The sequence below is a fragment of the Candidatus Tisiphia endosymbiont of Temnostethus pusillus genome (assembly GCF_964264675.1).
Classification (GTDB): Bacteria; Pseudomonadota; Alphaproteobacteria; order Rickettsiales; family Rickettsiaceae; genus Tisiphia.
The window spans coordinates 1186535-1205617 of sequence record NZ_OZ183472.1; the positions used below are offsets into that span (position 1 = coordinate 1186535).

Consider the following 19083-nt stretch of genomic DNA (forward strand, 5'->3'; position numbering starts at 1 on the left):
GCACTATCACAGAATAAATTAGAATTATGGTGATTAAGTAATTTGGCTCAATTTGGAATAAGGATAAGTCTTTAAAAAGATGTGTGAAAGAGTAATGTATTGGGGAAAGAAAAAAATAAGCAATCCTGCAAAAATAATGAAAATTGCTATTAGTGGAGTATAAAAATCTGTTATATTTACAGATATAACCTAATTTGGAATAACTTGTTATATCGGGTTAAATGGAGCTATTTACAACTAAAACTAAAAACATAAATTGGATGGAGGATTAATATGCGAATTATAAAAAGAAGTTATTTTGAGCAAAATGCATGCTGCTAGTTCGCTTTTGCCCCGTTTCTGTAATTTAACTCAATAAACTATCACAATGAGCAAATTTAATAAGTATTCCCCTGCAACTAGTCGCCATCAGAGCTTTAATACATCTTTTAATCCATATGCTAACATGGGATCAATCAATTTATGTCAGGCATTGCAAAATATTATAATTGCTGGTAATTCGGATTTAATTGTTAATGATTTGGATTTAATCCAGAATAGAGCAAGTGAAATTATGTGGATTCAAGAAAAGGGATATAAGCATGGTTTTAATGCTCGTGGGCTTAGTACAATAATTACTTTGTTTATGAAAATATCTCTCAAAATGCAGAACCCTTTCAAACCATCTATAAAGTTTTTGGCAGACTGGGAGTATACTGCTACCAAGTACATACTAGAATTTAATCCTCAAGAGTTGGCTAATAGTATTTATGCCTTTGCCAAATTAAATGTACAACCTTCAGAAGAGTTCTTAGAAGTTTGGCTGATAGAGACTATAAAGCAAATAGAAAACTTTACTAGCCAAAATTTGGCTAACAGTATTTATGCTTTAAGTCAATTAAAGTCATGTTCGAATGATTTGAATAATGTGGATAATAAACAAGGGGTAAGTGAGCAGAGTGTTAATTTAGTACATGAACCATTAAGTGAGAGTGCCTCGAAATTTTATGAAGCCAATTCTTTAAAGCATAAGGATATATCTCTTTTAAGAAAGTTCTTGGAATGTTGGAAAATAACGAGCATAAATAAAATCGACGAATTTAAAGCACAAGAACTGGTTAATGGTATTTATGGGGTCTGTAAATTATATTTATATTTGAACGATCCGAATAATTGGAACGAAAAACAAGAACTGAGTAAGTGCAGCGTACATTTAGTACGTGAACAAACTAGTACTCCAAAGTCTTGTGAAATCAATTATTCAGATTATTCAAGTATAGAGTTTTTAGAAGCATTCCTAAAAAGTTGGGAAAAGGCAGCTATAAATAAAATTAGAGAATTTATCCCACAAGGATTGGCTAATAGTATCTATGCTTTTAGTCAATTAGGGCGGCAACCTTCAGAAGAGTTCTTAAAAGCTTGGCAGATAGAGACTATAACGAAGATATACTCAAATGATTTGAAGAATGGAGGCAATAAAAAAGGGCTGAGCGATCGGATCATGCAGATAGTACATGAGTACGAAAATACTTCGGGAGACAATTCTTCAAAGAAGAAGGATATAGAACACTTTAAAGGTTCAGAATTGGCTAGCATTATTTATGCTTTTGCCAAATTAAACATACAACCTTTAAAAGAGTTTTGGGAAATTTGGCAGATAGTTGCTATAGATAAAATTAATGAATTTAATGCACAAGGGCTGGCTAATATTATCTATGCTTTTGGTCAATTGGCCCAATTAAATATACGACCTTCAGATGATCTTTTAAACGTTTGGGAGAAAGTTACTATAAATAAAATTGACAAATTTAGTGGACAAGGACTGGCTAATATTATCTATGCTTTTGGTCAATTGCCTCAGTTGAGTGTACGACCTTCAGATAAGCTTTTAATGATTTGGGAGAAAGTTACTATAGATAGAATTAACGAAGTCACTAAAGATAAAATTAACGAATTTAGTGAACAAGGGCTGGCTAATATTATCTATGCTTTTGGTCAATTAGCTCAGTTGAGTATACGGCCTTCAGATAAGCTTTTAATGATTTGGGAGAAAGTTACTATAGATAAAATTGACAAATTTAGTGGACAAGGATTGGCTAATATTATCTATGCCTTTGGTCAATTAGCTCAGTTGAGTGTACGACCTTCAGATGGTCTTTTAAACGTTTGGGAGAAAGTTACTATAGATAAAATTGACAAATTTAGTGGACAAGGATTGGCTAGTATTATCTATGCCTTTGGTCAATTAAATGTACGACCTTCAGATGAGCTTTTAAACGTTTGGGAGAAAGTTACTATAGATAGAATTAACGAAGTCACTAAAGATAAAATTGACAAATTTAATGGACAAGGATTGGCTAGTATTATCTATGCCTTTGGTCAATTAAATGTACGACCTTCAGATGAGCTTTTAAACGCTTGGGAGAAAGTCGCTAAAAATAGAATTAACGAATTTAGTGGACAAGGATTGGCTAATATTATCTATGCCTTTGGTCAATTAGCTCAGTTGGGTGTACGACCTTCAGATGATCTTTTAAACGTTTGGGAGAAAGTTACTATAGATAAAATTGACAAATTTAGTGGACAAGGGCTGGCTAATATTATCTATGCCTTTGGTCAATTAAATGTACGACCTTCAGATGAGCTTTTAAACGCTTGGGAGAAAGTTACTATAGATAGAATTAACGAAGTCACTAAAGATAAAATTGACAAATTTAGTGGACAAGGATTGGCTAATATTATCTATGCTTTTGGTAAATTAGAGATACAACCTTTAAAAAAGTTCTTGGAAGCTTGGTTGTCAGAAGGCGTAAAGCAGATACAGACCTTTAGCAGCCAAAATTTGGCTAATATTATCTATGCTTTTGGTCGATTAGAGGTACAACCTTCAGAAGAATTCTTGAACGCTTGGCAGGTAGAGGCTGTGAAACAGACCTTTAACAGTCAGAATTTGGCTAATATTATCTATGCTTTTAGTAAATTAGAAATACAACCTTCAAAAGAATTCTTGGAAGTTTGGCAGGCGGCGACTATAAGTAAAATTAATGAATTTAATACACAAGAACTGACTAACAGTATTTATGCTCTTATGGTTCTCTCTATGTTGACACACAATAATTATCTGTCAACGGAAAAAGCTTTACGAGAGGCAATAAACAAACTTGACTTTAGTAAGGTATCTATAGAAGGAGTAATGCAAATATGGGTAGGAGCAAATATGTTGCAACGGTTATTTGAGGATCGATTATTAGAGGAAAAGAATTATGAATCTATTGGCAAAATAATAGATTCAAATAAATTAGAGCCTCGGACATCAACTTTACAAAAAACTATATTTAATGCTATTACTAATAAATATAAAAACACAGCAATAAAAATATATTCAGAATACTGGATACCAGAACTAGCTACTAGCGTAGATATATGTATCATGCTTAATAAAGATGATGAAAAAATCATAGTTCAGGTAGATGGACCTCCTCATTTTATTGTCAATAGTCAGGAGCTTAATGCTGCAACAAAACTTAATACCCTCTTGTTGAACCACCTCCTAGGTTATGAGGCAGTCTTCAGGATTCCTTATTATGAGACGGACAATACTATAACAGAACTATATCAATATATAGATAATATTATAACCCCTGAAGAAACAATGTTTGGTACCTTACCGCCAAGTACTTCTGAATTGTCTTTAGAAGTACCAAATATTCCTTATTAGCTGGAATTATTCATCATGCCACTAATGCAAAGGTAGAGAGGCATTCTACTGACACCCATGATCAGAGTTTAGTTGTAAATTGTAATGAGCTTTTGACCCTTTTGGAGTAAAAATTGTAATAAGAATTGACCCTAAACCTAATCACCCGAATTCTAGATTAAGGAAGGTAGGAATGTAAGTATTTACAAGGAATAGAAGATACTCTATATAAGTTTTTAGCAAAAAAAAACAAGAGTTTCCCCAAGAAGAAAGATATTACCGCATTATTTTGTTTTGTCGATGATTTTTGCAAAATTGCTGATCAGTGGATCAATCAGTATTTTTTACCAATTAGCTGTGTGATTTATAGACCTTGTTACAACAGAAATGTAAGAAAAATAGTATCTAATTATTAAAAAACTTGATTACTACAGCTTGTTATAATAGGAATTAAGTTAGGGACTTACAAGGTCATTTGTAATGGATGCTAAGATTAAGTTGCGTTTGAATTGGATTAAGTTATATAAACAGTGAGAGCATGCAGGAAAGGTATGCGAACATTGTGGTATTTCACGCTTTACATTACGCAAGTGGTACAAACGCTATGAAGTATTAGGTAAAAATGGTTTGTGTGATATTAGTAGTAAGCCCAAAAACTTTCTTTTTCAAAAAAGAAGTGAAGTTGATGAAAATCTTATACTTAAGTTAAGGAAAGAAAGGAATCTAGGATCACGACGCATTCATAGTGAATTAAAGCGTTTATATGGTATCTCATTCCGTTGAATTTAAAACGCCATTAATCGGCGTACTGCTACAAATACTGTAACTTTTTTGGAACAGGTTATAGAACGTATGCCTTTTCCTATACAACGTTTGCAAACTGATAGAGGTATGGAAGAAATCCAAGAAGCTTTAAGAGTTGGCAAAACCAAAGCTTCTATCTGTAGAAACTTTGGCATTAAACGTTCTACTTTGTATGATACTTTAAATCGCCTAACCACAAATAATTAAGATACGAATGCTGAGGTTATATAATAACTCTCAGTGCTAATAAATAAGGTATAAAGTATGAAAATTGGTTACGCTAGAGTCTCTACTAAACATCAACGCGAATCTTTAGACCAACAAATAGCTTTATTAAAAACTGTGGGATGTAAAGAAGTCTATTTTGAAATTATTAGCGGTACGAATTATAAAAGACCTGAGCTAACAAAACTATTAGATAGAATTCAAGCTAGTGATACTTTAGTTATTGCTTCCATTGATAGATTAGGCAGAAGTTTAAAAGATTTGATAGATATAATTAGCCACTTAAAAGAGCATTCTATAAATTTTCAAAGTCTAAAGGAACAAATGGATACTGGAACAGACGCAGGAATGTTGATGTTCAATATAATGGGTTCTATAGCTGATTTTGAAAGAAGATTAATAAATAGAAGAATTTATGAAGGGGTGAAAAGAGCAAAAGAACTAGGAAAATATAAAGGTCGAGTCCATTCGGCAGATGAATCTGTAAGAAAAGAATATGTAAAAATGATGAAAACTGGTGATTATCCAGTATCATATATAGCAAAAATGGCAAAAGTTTCTAGACAAACCCTTTATAATTGGCAAGCAGAGTTAGCATAACTAAAGTGTTTCTGTACTATACTAGCTTTATAACTGATAATTACTAATAACAACATAACATCTAGGAAAGCACTGCAAGTAGCAAGACAAAAAATGAAAGATATAGATTATGATAAAATATGAATCTTTAAGAAAAAAATTACTCTCAAATCCTGAAGTACAGAAGGAATATAAAACATCTGCTTTGGAGTATGAAGTAGCTTATGCTTTGATATCAGCAAGAGTAAAGGCTAATATGACTCAAAGCGAGGTAGCAGAAAAAATGAATACTACTCAGTCTGTAATTGCTCGTTTAGAAAGTGGCAAGCATTTTCCAAGTCTACAAACAATTTATAGATATGCTATTGCAGTAGATAGGTCGATTGAGCGTAATTAAGTTTATCTTTGCTTAGAGTGCTAATATCCTGTACTAAATCTTCAGATTTCAAAGTTTGACCACCGAAAAATACTTGAAGATTTAGTACAAACTGATTAATACTAAATGTGTTAATCAGTTACAACCATAGTTAACAAGGTTAAACAATATGATAAATAAACTTACCCGTCAAATCAACTTCATTCTCTATAGAAACCTCTTATACTTTTGCTTTGTGTTTTATTTTAACAAAGATTATAGGGGGAGTTAATATGTTGTACCAAATAATTACGATATCACTTGTCCTTATTGAAGGATTGTTTATATTGATTTCTTTGAAATTCCTGAAACATCTCAGTATTAATCTGAAGAAGAAAAAGGTAGCATTATGAGAACTGTTGCACAAAAATATATAGAAGAGGGTACACAGTACGGGATTCAAATTGGTAAAGCTGAAGGTAAGGCTGAAGCGATGAAAGCGGTAGCAAAAACTATGCTAATTAAAAATAAACCGTTAGATGAAATTATTGAATTTACTGGCTTAACTAAAATACAAATTAGTAAATTGAAATAGTATTAAGTAGTTATATCACAATTGACTAATTGAGCATATAGGAAATAGCAAAAGACTACTCAGCAACTTGCAAAATTAATAGAGGTAACACATCAACAATTACAAAAATATGAGATTGGTTTCAATAGAATTCCGATAGGTAGATTAATTCTTACTGCTAAAGCATTAGAGAAAAATATTGAGCCTGTCCAAACTCAGCATCAACGTATGTGTATAGAAGTGTCGAGGAATTTTATGAAAATTCGTAACCCAGCAGACCAACAAGCTATTAATGCATTGATACACTCAATGACTAAAGAGCAGTGAAGTAAAAGAAAATGTTATTGTCTCTACAACAAAAAGAATTGCCTAACCCGGATATTGTATGAATGTACCAAGATTTACCTATGAATCCTTGTAATATAAGGGGTTTGGAAGAATTGCACAAAAATACAAATTTGCCATACTTTGCGGTACTAATGACCAAAAATGGACTATGCCTATTCCAAATTGGAATGCTGTTATGGCTCATTTTTTGATAAAATTTGAGGAGAGGATTTAAGTGCCTATTTTAGAATTTACACACTTAAAAAGACAGAACCGTTTTGGATGGTCTTGTTATTTATATGAAAAAAACATAAACAATTTATATGAAAAAAAAACATAAACACTCTCCAAAAAAATCTTCAACTAATAGCGTACCAGTTAGCAGCTCAGTAAATAATACTAGCATTGAGCAAAAACACTCTGAGCAATTGGAAAGAGTTTTACTTACACCTTTAGAGGATGATAATAAATCTACTATGGGAGATTTTATACTCAAACGTATTTTATCTTCCGTCAGTGCAACTGATATAACTAATGGACAAAAAATAAAATATATAAAACTTATAGAGAAATTCTTGTTAAATTTTGTTCAGAAAATAGATGATACTGTAATAGAAAGCTCACAATTTAGGACAATATTATTTAACCTTATATTCATTCGTGAGCATTTAAAGATAAAGAAAGATGAGGAAGATGTTCTCAAATATTTGTTGAATAGTGAAGTTTTGAGTAATTTATTTGATCCTAATATGTTAGACAAGGATAACTTAACATTATTAGATTTGGTAGAATCTTTACAGAATATATTAAGCATTCAATCAGACATACGGCAAAACAAAAAATTAATTCAATGGTTAAAAGAGAAAAAAGGGGCTAAAAACGCTTCAGAAATACTAAAACAAGATTTTAATAAAGAAGATTATGATCAAAATGTAGAGAAATTAAAGAAAGAATTAGAAGGATATTCGATTACATCCACTCAAAAATTAGGAGGATGTTTACTTGTATCCAAGAAAGAGCCGTGGTCAGCAGAAAGTTTAGGAACGTCAGCAGAGCTTTTACAATGTTTCAATGTTATATTAAATAACAAAACAGATGAGATTGCTCGACACATGAAGTTGTTTTTCCGGACACAGAATAATAATGAATCTTATTATATAGTTCAGGTTTGTGTTGTGGGTAAACTTTTAAGGGAATGTTATAAAAATATAGATATTGATAATTATATAAAAATAATAAGTTCTATTATAAAAGATGTGCCATTAAATTCATTAAAGATGGCTTACTATGAGGAGTTAATAGAGCGATATGTTACAAAAATAGGGTCATTAACAAAAATAGATGAAAAATTACTAGATGATTATACTCGCGAATTAGTTAAATTAACCGTTGATAATAATGGTGTAACCGATAGTAGTAAACACCATGCTTATAGACTACGTCTTTATTACTGCAAGCATAAGACAAATTTAAAAGAAATAATTGAAGTATCATTAGAATTGATGAAATATGCTAATGGTAGTGAGATAGAGCAAGATTTTTATGGTTTATTAATAGCTTTATATAATATAGAAAGTGGTTCATTTAAAAATGGTATTCTTGCTCATTTAGTTAGTAAATTTAATTTATCTGGTGAAGCTCAAAGAATATTCATAGATTTGTTTTCATATCATAATTTTGATCGAGCATTTGTTAAAAAGATACAGGAAGAGCTAGAAATAATTAAGCAAGCTTTTTCAACACAAAGCCAAGAAATCTATACAACTATTGTAAAATTTTCATATGCATTCATCATGCAAACAGGGGAGTGTAGTGTTAGCACTATAAAGGAGATAGTTGATGACCCGAGCTTTGAAAGTGACACAGCTGAAAGTACCTTGAGGATTCTAAGTTGTTTAAAATATTGGTCTAAAAATGAGATAGAACAAATAAATTATCAAAAAGTTTTAGATAAGCTCCTAAACAAGGATTGTTTAGGGAGAGATCTTATAACTGTTATAAAAGTAGCAGACTTATATTTAACTATTGAAGACTTAGTGCAAACTAAACATTATTTAGATTTGGCAGAAAATTTGTTAAAATTTCATAAATCATTTCAATATGAAATAGAACCTAAAATTTACCTTAATGAGGTTAAATTAGGCTTAGTGTTAAATGCATTTTCAGATAATAATAAAGAATTTCTAAAAGAAAATTTGAGTTATATTAAACAAATATACAATACGTGTAATGCCATAAAGGAAAAGTTTTTAAGTGCTTATCAAACCATAATTGATATATGTCACTATCATCTGTTATCAAAAGATCCTGCAACAACTTCAACCTCAAACTCAGAAGATGAAATTAAAAACGTTATTAATAAAATCGCTGAAGATGATGAAGTTACTTTTTCTTTAGAAATTATAAATCAAACTATTAGTGAAGAACAACAGATATTGATTCCTGCGAACAGTCATATTGATAGCTCTAATCGTGATTTAGAAAAATATAGCTCTGAAGGTAAGTCTCAAGAAGATTCCTTATACAAAGAAAATTTTGTTACAAAATGTTTAAACCACTGGGCAATTATACATCAATATTATCAAAATCTTAAAAAAAGTACTCGATTTTCTCATGATAAGACTTCTGATCATCCTCAAGAAAATCATCAAGTTTGGCACATTTCTAATGATGTATCATATACAACAAAGAATGAAAATATTGTCAATATTGGTAAGGAACACCATAATATTTATGCTATTATTGCCCCTGATCTGTTCAATTCATTAGAGAAGTCTGAGCAAAAGGCGTTTAGCACTGCTTTAGAGAAAGGTATAGTAAAAAATTATAATGGGGTTAAAAGGGTAGGCAAATCTTTTGAACTTAAAATAGATGGAGATGCTAGGTTATGGCCAAGCACAATTTATAAAAACGATAATGGTGCTGTTTTAATAGACTTTAATCACAAAACTAATCATGCTGGTATAAGAAAGGCACTTAAGAATAAGATTAATGTTATAAAAGTTTTTGGTGCTACAGAACATCATCCACAGGAAGAAGATTATACTTTAAAGTACAATGTTGCTCAAGTATATGATCTTAACATATATCATGAAGTAGATTGCTTGGGGGAAGAAATCATAACTGTCGAAAGTTAGAAGAGGAAGAGGCTTTAAAGATAATCATGGCAGTTTAAAGGTTGTGGAAAAATAACCGAATAGTTAACCCGGTAAATTCAATGATTTCATCCATTGGCTTTCCCCCGACTTCTGCAAGGAAGTGTAGAAAGATGGTGGTGCTAGGCAAAGCAGATAAAATACAGTTGGTGGGAATCCAACCTACGCAAAGTTTAGCCAACAGCGTAGAACCAAATTTCACACATAGGGAGGTAACGAATTATGTGAAGCTGAGAGGAGGGATGTAGTGGGTTGTAACGCAAGTGAAGGATATAAGCTTCGAAATCTACAACATCGTAGAGATTGACATGCTTCATCTCATGGAAAACAGAATGTGTAGTTGCGACAAGGCAAGCAACTATTGCTCTACCGGAGTCCCAGACCACGACACGCTACAAGATGGAATTTACCTGAACCTAGGATATCCATTGTATTCTTACGCAAGTGAGTACTTTAAAACAAGCTGTCAAGAGCAAGGATTAAAGGATGATACAATGGAAGTCGGACTGACTCATAGTACTCTGAGCATGGGAAAGCCATGTACATGGGGAAGGGGTCAGCAGTATAGCGTTAGTATAAGTACGCTTAATTCACTAATACACAGAGGTTAGAGAGTAGGATGGAAAGTAAACTTAAACTTATATCTGCTATTAAACAAAAAAATATATTAAGTACTAAAAGATAAGTCGTAATTTTATCTGACAATTAGCTTGTAACAAGGTCTATAAATAAATGGGCAAATGTCGATCAAAGATGGACTAACTCTGACATCATACTTACACAATCTTTCTGATAGACCCGCAAATGTCGATCAAAGATGGACTAACTCTGACATCATACTTATACAATCTTTCTGATAGACCCAATTAATTGGCAACTAGGGTTAATTAGGCTAAATGCTCCAATGACCCAAACTAATATTTGGTAATTCATATGTTACTTCCTTTGTTGTCTAGTGTTGTGCTTGTTCGCTATGACCTTTCTCTAGATAAGCTTGGCATGATAATGTTGCTCATTAATTTACATTATAAACTTCGCTATCTAATCCCATTAACATAGCCAAGGAATCTATGGGGTTTTGTTGTTCCAGTACTTCTTTAACCTCAATTTTCTCTAATTTAGAGGTTAAAGTTAGTAAATCATCAAAAGACTTCTTGCCAAACTTACTTATATATTCTTCAATAACTCTAGGCTTGTTAAGCAACGGATTGTCATATTCTTCCCTAGTCACATACATAACTTGCTTCTTAAGCAACTCTGCATTATCAGCTTTTTGTTTTGCCGTTTCTGCGTTATAGTCATTTTGTAATTTCCTCATTTGCTCGCTTTCTTCTTGTAACTTTTTTCGAGTCTCTTCTGCTTGCTTTTGGACTTTTGCTATTTGTTCTTGCATCTGTTCCTGAGTTATTTTATTTTCCTGCTGTTGCAATATTAGAAGATGTGTCGTAATTGCTTCACTTAACTTATGACCTGCACTTATTAAATCAGTTCTAAAGTCATCAATCTCCAACGTTTCTAAACCACTATTAATGCTTTTTATAAAAAACACTAGATCTAATTTAGCACTCAACACTGCAATTTCCTTGTCCGTTACACGATTCTTATAATTGATCCATTGCTTTTGTTCTTCAAATATACTAGGTATTCTTTTAATCAAATCCTTTATATTTACTTCATAATCATTAAAATTAAGTTTCTTTACCATTTCTATTAATTGAATACGAGCTGTTTCCGCTTCATCTGTTGTTTTTATTCGCGTAACATCAATTGATGAGCTGAGTTTAAGTGACAATATTTTGAAGCATTCCATAATATCATCTAAAAGTACAGAGCTATTTTTATAGATAAAGACCTTGGTGTCTGGAGAAATCCCTACCTTTACAGGCAATTGCCGTTCGCTATCAATTTGGTTAATATCTTTCGCTATCATCTCAGCATCTTTGCTATCAAGCAGACCTTCCTCCCGAGCTTTTGCAAAAATAGTTATTTGTTTATTATCGGCTAGATGTTGAACAAATGCCTTATCTAGCTCTGGATCTTGTACATCTTTAGCAATTTTTGTGATGTCAGCCACTATGTCATTAACATCGTAATTCTTTACTTTAGTAACAAGCAATACACTACAATTCTTAATTTTATCTAAGTCACCAAAGAGATAATTTACTTGTTTTATTAGTCTCACAAAACCTGCAGGATTATCGCTGGTAATATCGTCAATATCAGAAACCAAAACTATCTTTATATTTCTAGCATTGCTAAGTAACTTAGATAAAAGATATGCGTTAGATATCTCTACGGCAGGTCCTCTATTATCACCAAACCCTGGACAATCCCATATAGCTTTTTTATATGCTCCATCCGGATTATACCATTTTTTAGGAACTGTGGTCATAGATCCACCAGTAGCTCCTATCTCAGGTCCTGCTGTTGGGTCTACAGCAAATATCTTTAATACCTTACCATCCTTGCCTTTAGCATTCGGGTCAAGTTTTGTAACTTTTAAAGGATTAGATAGAAGATAATTAATTACCGTACTTTTCCCTCCCCTAGTATTCCCAATAATTATGGTGTTCTCCTTTTCCTCTAGACTTTCTACGTTTGACATTCCCTTTGTTATTAAATCTTGGGCTTGTATAAAACTATCCCTAGGCATATCGTTATGTTGTTGTTCTGCAGTGTAGTTAGCCTTCGCTTTATCACTCATATCTTTGAAAACTTGCTCGTGCTTAAATCCGCCTGTACACCCATAATAGGCTTGATTAAAATAGTTTTCAGCCTTTAAATAATCACCTTTATTATAAAACTCTAATCCTATGCTGTGCAATATGTTAGCTTTGTTGTTGTTATAAACATCTAAATCTATAGCTCTATTAGTAGAGCATTGATCCCAAGCTTCTTGATATTTATTGTATGCTGCTTCGTATTTTTCCATTCTTGTTGTTGGGTCAGTAGCATTATTTCCTTCAGTCTCTAATGCTTGCCCTTGAGCATTTAATGCAGCAGCTTGGTTGTTTTTAATTGAATCAATAGTATTCTGCCTATTAGCTTTGCACAAAGCTTCGTTATATTTAGCTATAGCTCCAGCAGGATCAGTCGCAACTAATAGCTGCCCTTGTTTATTTAACATTAGGGCTTGGTTGTTTTCATATATGGTCTTTGTTGTTAGCTCTTCAGCCTCTTTAAATCGCAGTCTTGCAGCCTCATATTTTGCTATTTTTGTTATTGTATTAGTAGAATTATTACCTTCAGTATCTAATGCCCTTCCCTGAGCATTTAATGCAGCAGCTTGGTTGTTTTTAATTGAATCAATAGTATCCTGCCTATTAGCTTTGCACAGAGCCTCATTATATTTAGCCAAAACTTACGCTATGTAAGGTTCTAAATAGCGTAAAGAGGGTGAACGCAGCTGCTGTTGCATATAATGATCTAAAAGCCCTAACTTTATTTGATAAACCGTCTTACCTATTTTGTGTGCAGTTCTTTTTAGAAAAGCCCACACTAAAAATGCACAACTAATGTGATTACGCTGGATGCGTTGTTTTCTGCATTGGCATCGTTCTATACCGGTAAGTTGCTTGATTTCTCTATGCATGCTCTCAATTACCCAACGAAAGCCACACTCATCTTGTACGGCTTTAGAAGATTTTTGAGTTTTGTTATTGGTAACAATATAATCAACTCTGTTGGTAGAAACAGTAAGTTTAAACAAATTAACATGCTTATCTTTTGCAAAGCCCTTTATATGAATCTCTACTCCGCTCTTAATTTCTTCATCTGAAAACGTTAACTTGCTAACAGCTTTATAAGGCTTAGAAGAGGAAGTTTTAGTAACGTTTCTATTTGCTTTAATAGGAGCATAATAATATTTACCCAAAGAATCAACATGTTGCATAATTTTATGCGTAGCATACCATGTGTCAAAAAGCACAGTTTGAAAAGGAATCTTTTTGCTATACACAGCATTATTTAACATATTTAATAGGTGTTCTAGTTTTGTCGCTCCATCATGTTCAGGCGAAAAAATTCGATAATCTATTACCCAAAACTTATTAATATCCGGATTATAATATACCAAACTTACTACTCCTATACCAGTAGTAATACCACCTGTAGCCCCACTGTACTGCGATCTAGCAATCTCTATTTTCTTGGTATTTCTTTTATTTAACACCGTATCATCAAATATTGTATATCCGTTAGGCGATAAAATAACATCATCCTTAATATGTTCCCATAACAAAGAAGGTGTATATTTTTCATTTTTTAAAAATCTATTAATAACATCATGGCTACATTTTTTGGCATGTTCAGCATAGTAGGTCAAACTGTAATTCTTTTGACTCACTATTAGAAATTGACAATAATCTGTCCTATTAATTGGTATTGCTTGCAATTTTATCCTCTTGGCATTTGTAAATTATACTCAACATAATTTACCATTTTTTTTTCTCATAGCGTAAGTTTTGTAGCTATAGCTCCAGCAGGATCAGTCGCAACTAATAGATGCCCTTGTTTATTTAACATTAGAGCTTGGTTGTCTTTATATAGGCTCTTATTGCTAGCATCTAATGTTAGCTCTTCAGCCTCTTTAAATCGCAATCTTGCAGCCTCATATTTTGCTATTTTTGTTATTGTATTAGTAGCATTATCTCCTTCAGTCTCTAATGCCCTTCCCTGAGCATTTAATGCAGCAGCTTGGTTGTTTTTAATTGAAGCAATAGTATACCAGTCATTAGCTTTACATAAAGCCTCGTTATATTTAGCTATAGCTCCTGAAGGATCAGTTGCCACTAATAGCTGCCCTTGTCTATCTAATAGTAAAGCTTGGTTGTTTTTATATATGGTCTTATTGCTAGCATTTGTTGTTAGCTCTTCAGCCTCTTTAAATCGCAATCTTGCAGCCTCATATTTTGCTACTTTTGTTATTGTATTAGTAGAATTATTACCTTCAGTATCTAATGCTATCCCCTGAGCATCTAATGCATGGGCTTGGTTGTTTTTATACATGGTCTTATGGCTAGCATCTGTTGTTAGCTCTTCAGCCTCCTTATATCGCAGTCTTGCAAGCTCATATTTTGCTATTTTTGTTGTTGGGTCAGTAGCATTATATCCTTCAGTCTCTAATGCTATCCCCTGAGCATTTAATGCATGGGCTTGGTTGTTTTTATACATGGTCTTATGGCTAGCATCTGTTGTTAGCTCTTCAGCCTCCTTATATCGCAGTCTTGCAAGCTCATATTTTGCTATTTTTGTTATTGTATTAGTAGCATTATCTCCTTCAGTCTCTAATGCTATCCCTTGTTTATTTAACATTAGGGCTTGGTTTTTTTTATATATGGTCTTGTTGCTAGCATTTGTTGTTAGCTCTTCAGCCTCCTTATATCGCAGTCTTGCAAGCTCATATTTTGCTATTTTTGTTGTTGGGTCAGTAGCATTATATCCTTCAGTCTCTAATGCTATCCCCTGAGCATTTAATGCATGGGCTTGGTTGTTTTTATACATTGTTAGTTCTCCAGTTTCTATTATATTTATTTTCTTTACTTAACTCAAATCTGAGCAAAGCAGTTAAAGGGCAGGGCAGTTTAAAAGTCACAACTAATGATAGAGAAATTTATTTTAGAAAATGCATAAACGTCATTGCGAGGAGCAGCAAAGCTGTGACGTGGCAATCCAAAAGTTGCAGCGGCAAAAAATAAAACTAGCCAGCTGTTTATTTGGATCGCCACGCCACTTCGTGGCTCGCGATGACAATCATTCGTTTCTGCAATTTAGTGCTTTCTATCATTAGTTGCGACTTTTAAATCACCCTGGTTAAAGGGAAGTCTCTTAATTATAGACTTCGCTATCTAACCCCATTAACATAGCCAAGGAATCTACAGGGTTTTGTTGTTCCAGTACTTCTTTAACCTCAGTTTTCTCTAATTGAGAGGTGAGAGTTAGTAAATCATCAAAAGACTTCTTACCAAACTTACTTATATATTCTTCAATAACTCTAGGCTTGTTAAGCAACGGATTGTCATATTCTTCCTTAGTCGCATACATAATATTACAGAAACTGTCATCATCACTATCATGATAGTGATGAATAACCTTTGTTTGATTTTTCAAAGCATCTTTTCTAGCCATTTCCGCTTTATGTTCGGCATCTTTTCTAGCCATTTCATTTTTAAAGGCTACAATATCAGCTTCTCGTTTAGCCACTTCCGCTTTATATTCAGCATCTTTCTGTGTCTTAAGCCGAGCTGCATCAGCTTCTCGTTTAGCCACTTCCGCTTTATGTTCAGCTTCTTTCCTAGCCATTTCCTTTTTATAGGCTGCATTATCAGCTTCTCGTTTAGCCACCTCCTCTCTATATTCAGCTTCTTTCCTAGCCATTTCCGCTTTTTCCTCAGCTCTTTCTTTAGCCCTTTGTGCATTATACTCGTTTTGTATTTTCCGCATCTGCTCGTTTTGTTCTTGTACAACTTTATATAATTGATTTTGAAAGGCATCGTTTTGTGCCTTAAGCAAAGCTGCATTATCTTTAGCAAGTTTTGCCATGTCCTCATTATGCTTATCTTGTAATTTCCGCATTTCCTCGTTCTGTTTTTGTAAATTGTCTTGTGTCATCTTTACTATAGTTTGCGTTTCTGCTATTTGTTTTTCCATCTGTTCTTTAGTTATTTTATTTTCCTGATTTTCTAACATTAGCTTACGCATTGTAATTTTTTCAATTAATTCACAGCCTGTATTTTTTAAATCATTTTTAAAACACTCAATATCTAATGTTCTTATATCGATAATACTTTTTATAAAGGCAAGAAGATCTAATTTACTATTTAATCCGGAATTCTCTAAAGCAGTCTGTCCCTCTCTGATTAGTATATTATGTATTCTTTCAAGAAATTCTTTCATACTTTCATTATGATCATTTGTATTAAATTCAGCGGATATTTCTTTTAAATGTTCAATTGCTTTATGTGCATCTTCCGATTTTTCTATTTTGTCTACATCTACTAATGCTTTAACTCTTGCTAAAATTATATCTAAATCCTCCTTAATAAAATTTGAAAATAAAGAGCTATTTTTATAGATAAAGACCTTGGTGTCTGGAGAAATCCCTACCTTCACAGCTAATTGTTGTTCGCTGTTAATTTGGTTAATATCTTTTGCTATCATCTCAGCATCTTTGCTATCAAGCAGACCTTCCTTCTTGGCTTTTGTAAAAATAGTTATTTTTTCATTATTGGCTAGATGTTGAATAAATGCCTTATCTAGTTCTGGGTCTTGTACATTCTTAGCAATTTTTTTGATATCAACAGTTATGTCATGAACATCGTAATTCTTTACTTTAGTGACAAGCAATATGCTACAATCCTTAATTTTATCTAAGTCACCGAAGAGATAATTTACTTGTTTTATTAGTCCCACAAAACCTGCAGGATTATCGTTGGTAATATCTTTAATATCAGACACCAAAACTATCTTTATATTTTTAGCATTACTAAGTAACTTAGACAAAAGGTATGCGTTAGATATATCTACCGCAGGTCCTCTATTATCGCCAAACCCTGGACAATCCCATATAGTTTTTTTATATGCTCCATCCGAATTATACCATTTTTTAGGAACGGTGGTCATAGATCCACCAGTAGCTCCTATCTCAGGTCCTGCTGTTGGATCTACAGCAAATATCTTTAATACCTTACCATCCTTGCCTTTAGCATTTGGGTCAAGTTTTGCAACTTTCAAAGGATTAGATAAAAGATAATTAATTATCGTACTTTTCCCACCTCTAGTATTACCGATAACTAGTGTATTCTCCCCTTCAATTGTTTTGTCTACATCTGCAATACCTGCTGTTATAAAACTCCTAGCTTCCTCAAATACATCCAATGCTACACTTAGTTGTTGACCTTCTTCTTGTTTTTTATCATCTAAAATGGTTGCTTTTTTCTTCATAAATAATTACTCCATATAATTTATTAGTTAAATTAATACTGGGTACATTATGTAACCCAGTTCTAATGAATGTTCTATTTTAACCACTATCCTAAGGTTGATAGCTTAATGAGATTTTATTAACTTGCTCGAAAGCTTCTTTATTTCCAAAACCATATACTTTGTATAGTACAAAGTGTATTTTAATATGTAAAGTATTTTTATAAAAAATTAGTAAAGATTATTAGGTTTAGTGGCAATTATGCGTAAGATAATTTAACAAAACTTACGCTATGTTTAGAACCAATGCCTTAGTGGTAGCATATTCTTAAAATCTTCTACTAGGATTCAACGGCTTAAAATCAGGGTTCTAATCATTTCTAAGACATAACATAGCGTAAGTTTTGCTAGTTAGTCTAATTAAAGCCTATAGTAAAACATGGGATATGCTGATTAAGTATGACGAAGATAATTTAAATATGCCAACGAACTTGCAGGAGGCAAGTAGTGGTTTACTAAATTACCAAGAATCAATACAGGCAATACTAGTATTAAGACAAGAATTACAACAACAAGGAGCAGAAGCCGGCAATTTATTTGGAGTTGAAAGGGATGATGCCGTGAGTGCTATTTTAGGTAATATAGATCAAACATTTGGCGGAGAGCAATTATATCAATCATCGCAAGCCAAGGCAGCACATCTATTATATTTCATTATCAAGGATCATCCATTTAGTGACGGTAATAAGAGAATAGGTAGTTTATTATTTTTGCTTTATTTGAGTAAAGCAAAAATTGGGCTTAACACTATGGGAACAAATAGCATGACATCGCTTGCCTTGCTTATTGCAGAAAGTGATCCAATGCAAAAAGAATTAATGATTAGTTTAATTATAAATCTAATAAGCAACTAGATGTTGAACTATTGAGGAAATCCAAAAACTAAAATCTTCTAGATAATTCAATCTATATCGCTTATCAATGATAAGATATATTATGTATAATAGACCAATATTAAGATTAAAGACAAATATAACTCAAGTCAAACCTAGCGTTATAGCAGTTAACATATAGTTAGATATTAGTTATAATAATAGATAATAAAAAAATTATATAATAGAAATATGCCGTCACCATACAGTTATGATTTACGTTCTAGAGTTATAGAACATTATGAAAAACATAAAAAAATAGCATTTACATGCGAGACCTTTAAAATTAGTCGGTCAATGCTCTATGTATGGATTAGATTAAAGAAACAAACTGGTCCTATAAGGATTGAGAACTTTGAAAAGATTACAGAAATATTTTTACAGGAACAAAAGGATGACAGATTAAACATAGCACAAAAATTACTGCAAGCAGGAGTCGACTTTGATATTATTGAGCAAGCTACCTTAATTAAAAAGGAGGAAATTACCAATATTAAGGTTAGTTGAAAAATGGTTACTATTACCAACATCTTTTT

Annotated in this window: 12 protein-coding genes and 2 pseudogenes; 10 read left to right on the top strand and 4 right to left on the bottom strand. The window is 32.5% G+C overall.

Going from position 1 to position 19083, the window contains the following annotated elements; genetic code table 11:
- The first annotated feature begins 367 nt into the window (after positions 1-367).
- The 8 genes and pseudogenes from ACFEL2_RS05365 to ACFEL2_RS05400 all read left to right on the top strand — a co-directional run bounded on the left by ACFEL2_RS05365 (position 368) and on the right by ACFEL2_RS05400 (position 9677).
- A complete protein-coding gene (locus tag ACFEL2_RS05365) occupies positions 368-3697 on the top strand; it encodes a hypothetical protein (protein ID WP_375331702.1) in 3330 nt (1109 codons plus the stop codon).
- Between the two features lie 534 nt (positions 3698-4231).
- Positions 4232-4459, top strand: a pseudogene (locus tag ACFEL2_RS05370) (IS481 family transposase); the annotation flags it as partial.
- Between the two features lie 69 nt (positions 4460-4528).
- A complete protein-coding gene (locus ACFEL2_RS05375) occupies positions 4529-4687 on the top strand; it encodes a hypothetical protein (protein WP_375331703.1) in 159 nt (52 codons plus the stop codon).
- A gap of 57 nt (positions 4688-4744) precedes the next feature.
- Entirely contained in the window at positions 4745-5305 is a 561-nt protein-coding gene (locus ACFEL2_RS05380; protein WP_375331704.1) for a recombinase family protein, read from the top strand.
- A gap of 109 nt (positions 5306-5414) precedes the next feature.
- The gene (locus ACFEL2_RS05385; protein ID WP_375331705.1) at positions 5415-5681 is read left to right on the top strand and encodes a helix-turn-helix transcriptional regulator; all 267 of its coding nucleotides are present in this window, start codon (positions 5415-5417) and stop codon (positions 5679-5681) included.
- Positions 5682-6048: 367 nt separating this feature from the next.
- Complete coding sequence (locus ACFEL2_RS05390; RefSeq protein ID WP_375331706.1) at positions 6049-6234, top strand: hypothetical protein; 186 nt, start codon at positions 6049-6051, stop codon at positions 6232-6234.
- Between the two features lie 60 nt (positions 6235-6294).
- Positions 6295-6540 (top strand): annotated as a pseudogene (locus ACFEL2_RS05395) (helix-turn-helix domain-containing protein); the annotation flags it as partial.
- Positions 6541-6863: 323 nt separating this feature from the next.
- The gene (locus tag ACFEL2_RS05400; protein WP_375331707.1) at positions 6864-9677 is read left to right on the top strand and encodes a hypothetical protein; all 2814 of its coding nucleotides are present in this window, start codon (positions 6864-6866) and stop codon (positions 9675-9677) included.
- A 1033-nt stretch (positions 9678-10710) separates the two neighbouring features.
- On the opposite strand, the gene ACFEL2_RS05405 is transcribed toward ACFEL2_RS05400, so the two are convergent.
- The 4 genes from ACFEL2_RS05405 to ACFEL2_RS05420 all read right to left on the bottom strand — a co-directional run bounded on the left by ACFEL2_RS05405 (position 10711) and on the right by ACFEL2_RS05420 (position 17636).
- Positions 10711-13053 carry a tetratricopeptide repeat protein gene (locus tag ACFEL2_RS05405; protein WP_375331708.1) on the bottom strand — a complete coding sequence of 781 codons (2343 nt, stop codon included), beginning with the start codon at positions 13051-13053 and terminating at the stop codon, positions 10711-10713.
- A 3-nt stretch (positions 13054-13056) separates the two neighbouring features.
- Positions 13057-14079: a transposase gene (locus ACFEL2_RS05410; RefSeq protein WP_375332393.1), complete on the bottom strand. Its 1023-nt coding sequence runs from the start codon at positions 14077-14079 to the stop codon at positions 13057-13059.
- Between the two features lie 65 nt (positions 14080-14144).
- Positions 14145-15197, bottom strand: coding sequence for a hypothetical protein (locus ACFEL2_RS05415; protein WP_375331709.1), 1053 nt, complete (start codon positions 15195-15197; stop codon positions 14145-14147).
- A 324-nt stretch (positions 15198-15521) separates the two neighbouring features.
- Positions 15522-17636: a hypothetical protein gene (locus tag ACFEL2_RS05420; protein WP_375331710.1), complete on the bottom strand. Its 2115-nt coding sequence runs from the start codon at positions 17634-17636 to the stop codon at positions 15522-15524.
- A gap of 383 nt (positions 17637-18019) precedes the next feature.
- Between ACFEL2_RS05420 and ACFEL2_RS05425 the strand changes: the two genes are divergently transcribed.
- Positions 18020-18529 (top strand): type II toxin-antitoxin system death-on-curing family toxin, encoded by a 510-nt coding sequence (locus ACFEL2_RS05425; RefSeq protein ID WP_341751258.1) that lies wholly within the window; start codon positions 18020-18022, stop codon positions 18527-18529.
- 210 nt (positions 18530-18739) lie between these two features.
- On the top strand, positions 18740-19054 hold the full coding sequence (locus tag ACFEL2_RS05430; protein ID WP_341751259.1) for a helix-turn-helix domain-containing protein: 315 nt from the start codon (positions 18740-18742) through the stop codon (positions 19052-19054).
- Positions 19055-19083 lie beyond the last annotated feature (29 nt).

What these genes read in the sequence shown, in the direction of transcription:
- ACFEL2_RS05390 (WP_375331706.1), top strand. Translation starts at nt 6,049, where the DNA reads ATGAGAACTGTTGCACAAAAATATATAGAAGAGGGTACACAGTACGGG.
- ACFEL2_RS05375 (WP_375331703.1), top strand. Translation starts at nt 4,529, where the DNA reads ATGCCTTTTCCTATACAACGTTTGCAAACTGATAGAGGTATGGAAGAA.
- ACFEL2_RS05415 (WP_375331709.1), bottom strand. Translation starts at nt 15,197, where the DNA reads ATGTATAAAAACAACCAAGCCCATGCATTAAATGCTCAGGGGATAGCA.
- ACFEL2_RS05380 (WP_375331704.1), top strand. Translation starts at nt 4,745, where the DNA reads ATGAAAATTGGTTACGCTAGAGTCTCTACTAAACATCAACGCGAATCT.
- ACFEL2_RS05385 (WP_375331705.1), top strand. Translation starts at nt 5,415, where the DNA reads ATGATAAAATATGAATCTTTAAGAAAAAAATTACTCTCAAATCCTGAA.
- ACFEL2_RS05420 (WP_375331710.1), bottom strand. Translation starts at nt 17,636, where the DNA reads ATGAAGAAAAAAGCAACCATTTTAGATGATAAAAAACAAGAAGAAGGT.
- ACFEL2_RS05400 (WP_375331707.1), top strand. Translation starts at nt 6,864, where the DNA reads ATGAAAAAAAAACATAAACACTCTCCAAAAAAATCTTCAACTAATAGC.
- ACFEL2_RS05365 (WP_375331702.1), top strand. Translation starts at nt 368, where the DNA reads ATGAGCAAATTTAATAAGTATTCCCCTGCAACTAGTCGCCATCAGAGC.
- ACFEL2_RS05430 (WP_341751259.1), top strand. Translation starts at nt 18,740, where the DNA reads ATGCCGTCACCATACAGTTATGATTTACGTTCTAGAGTTATAGAACAT.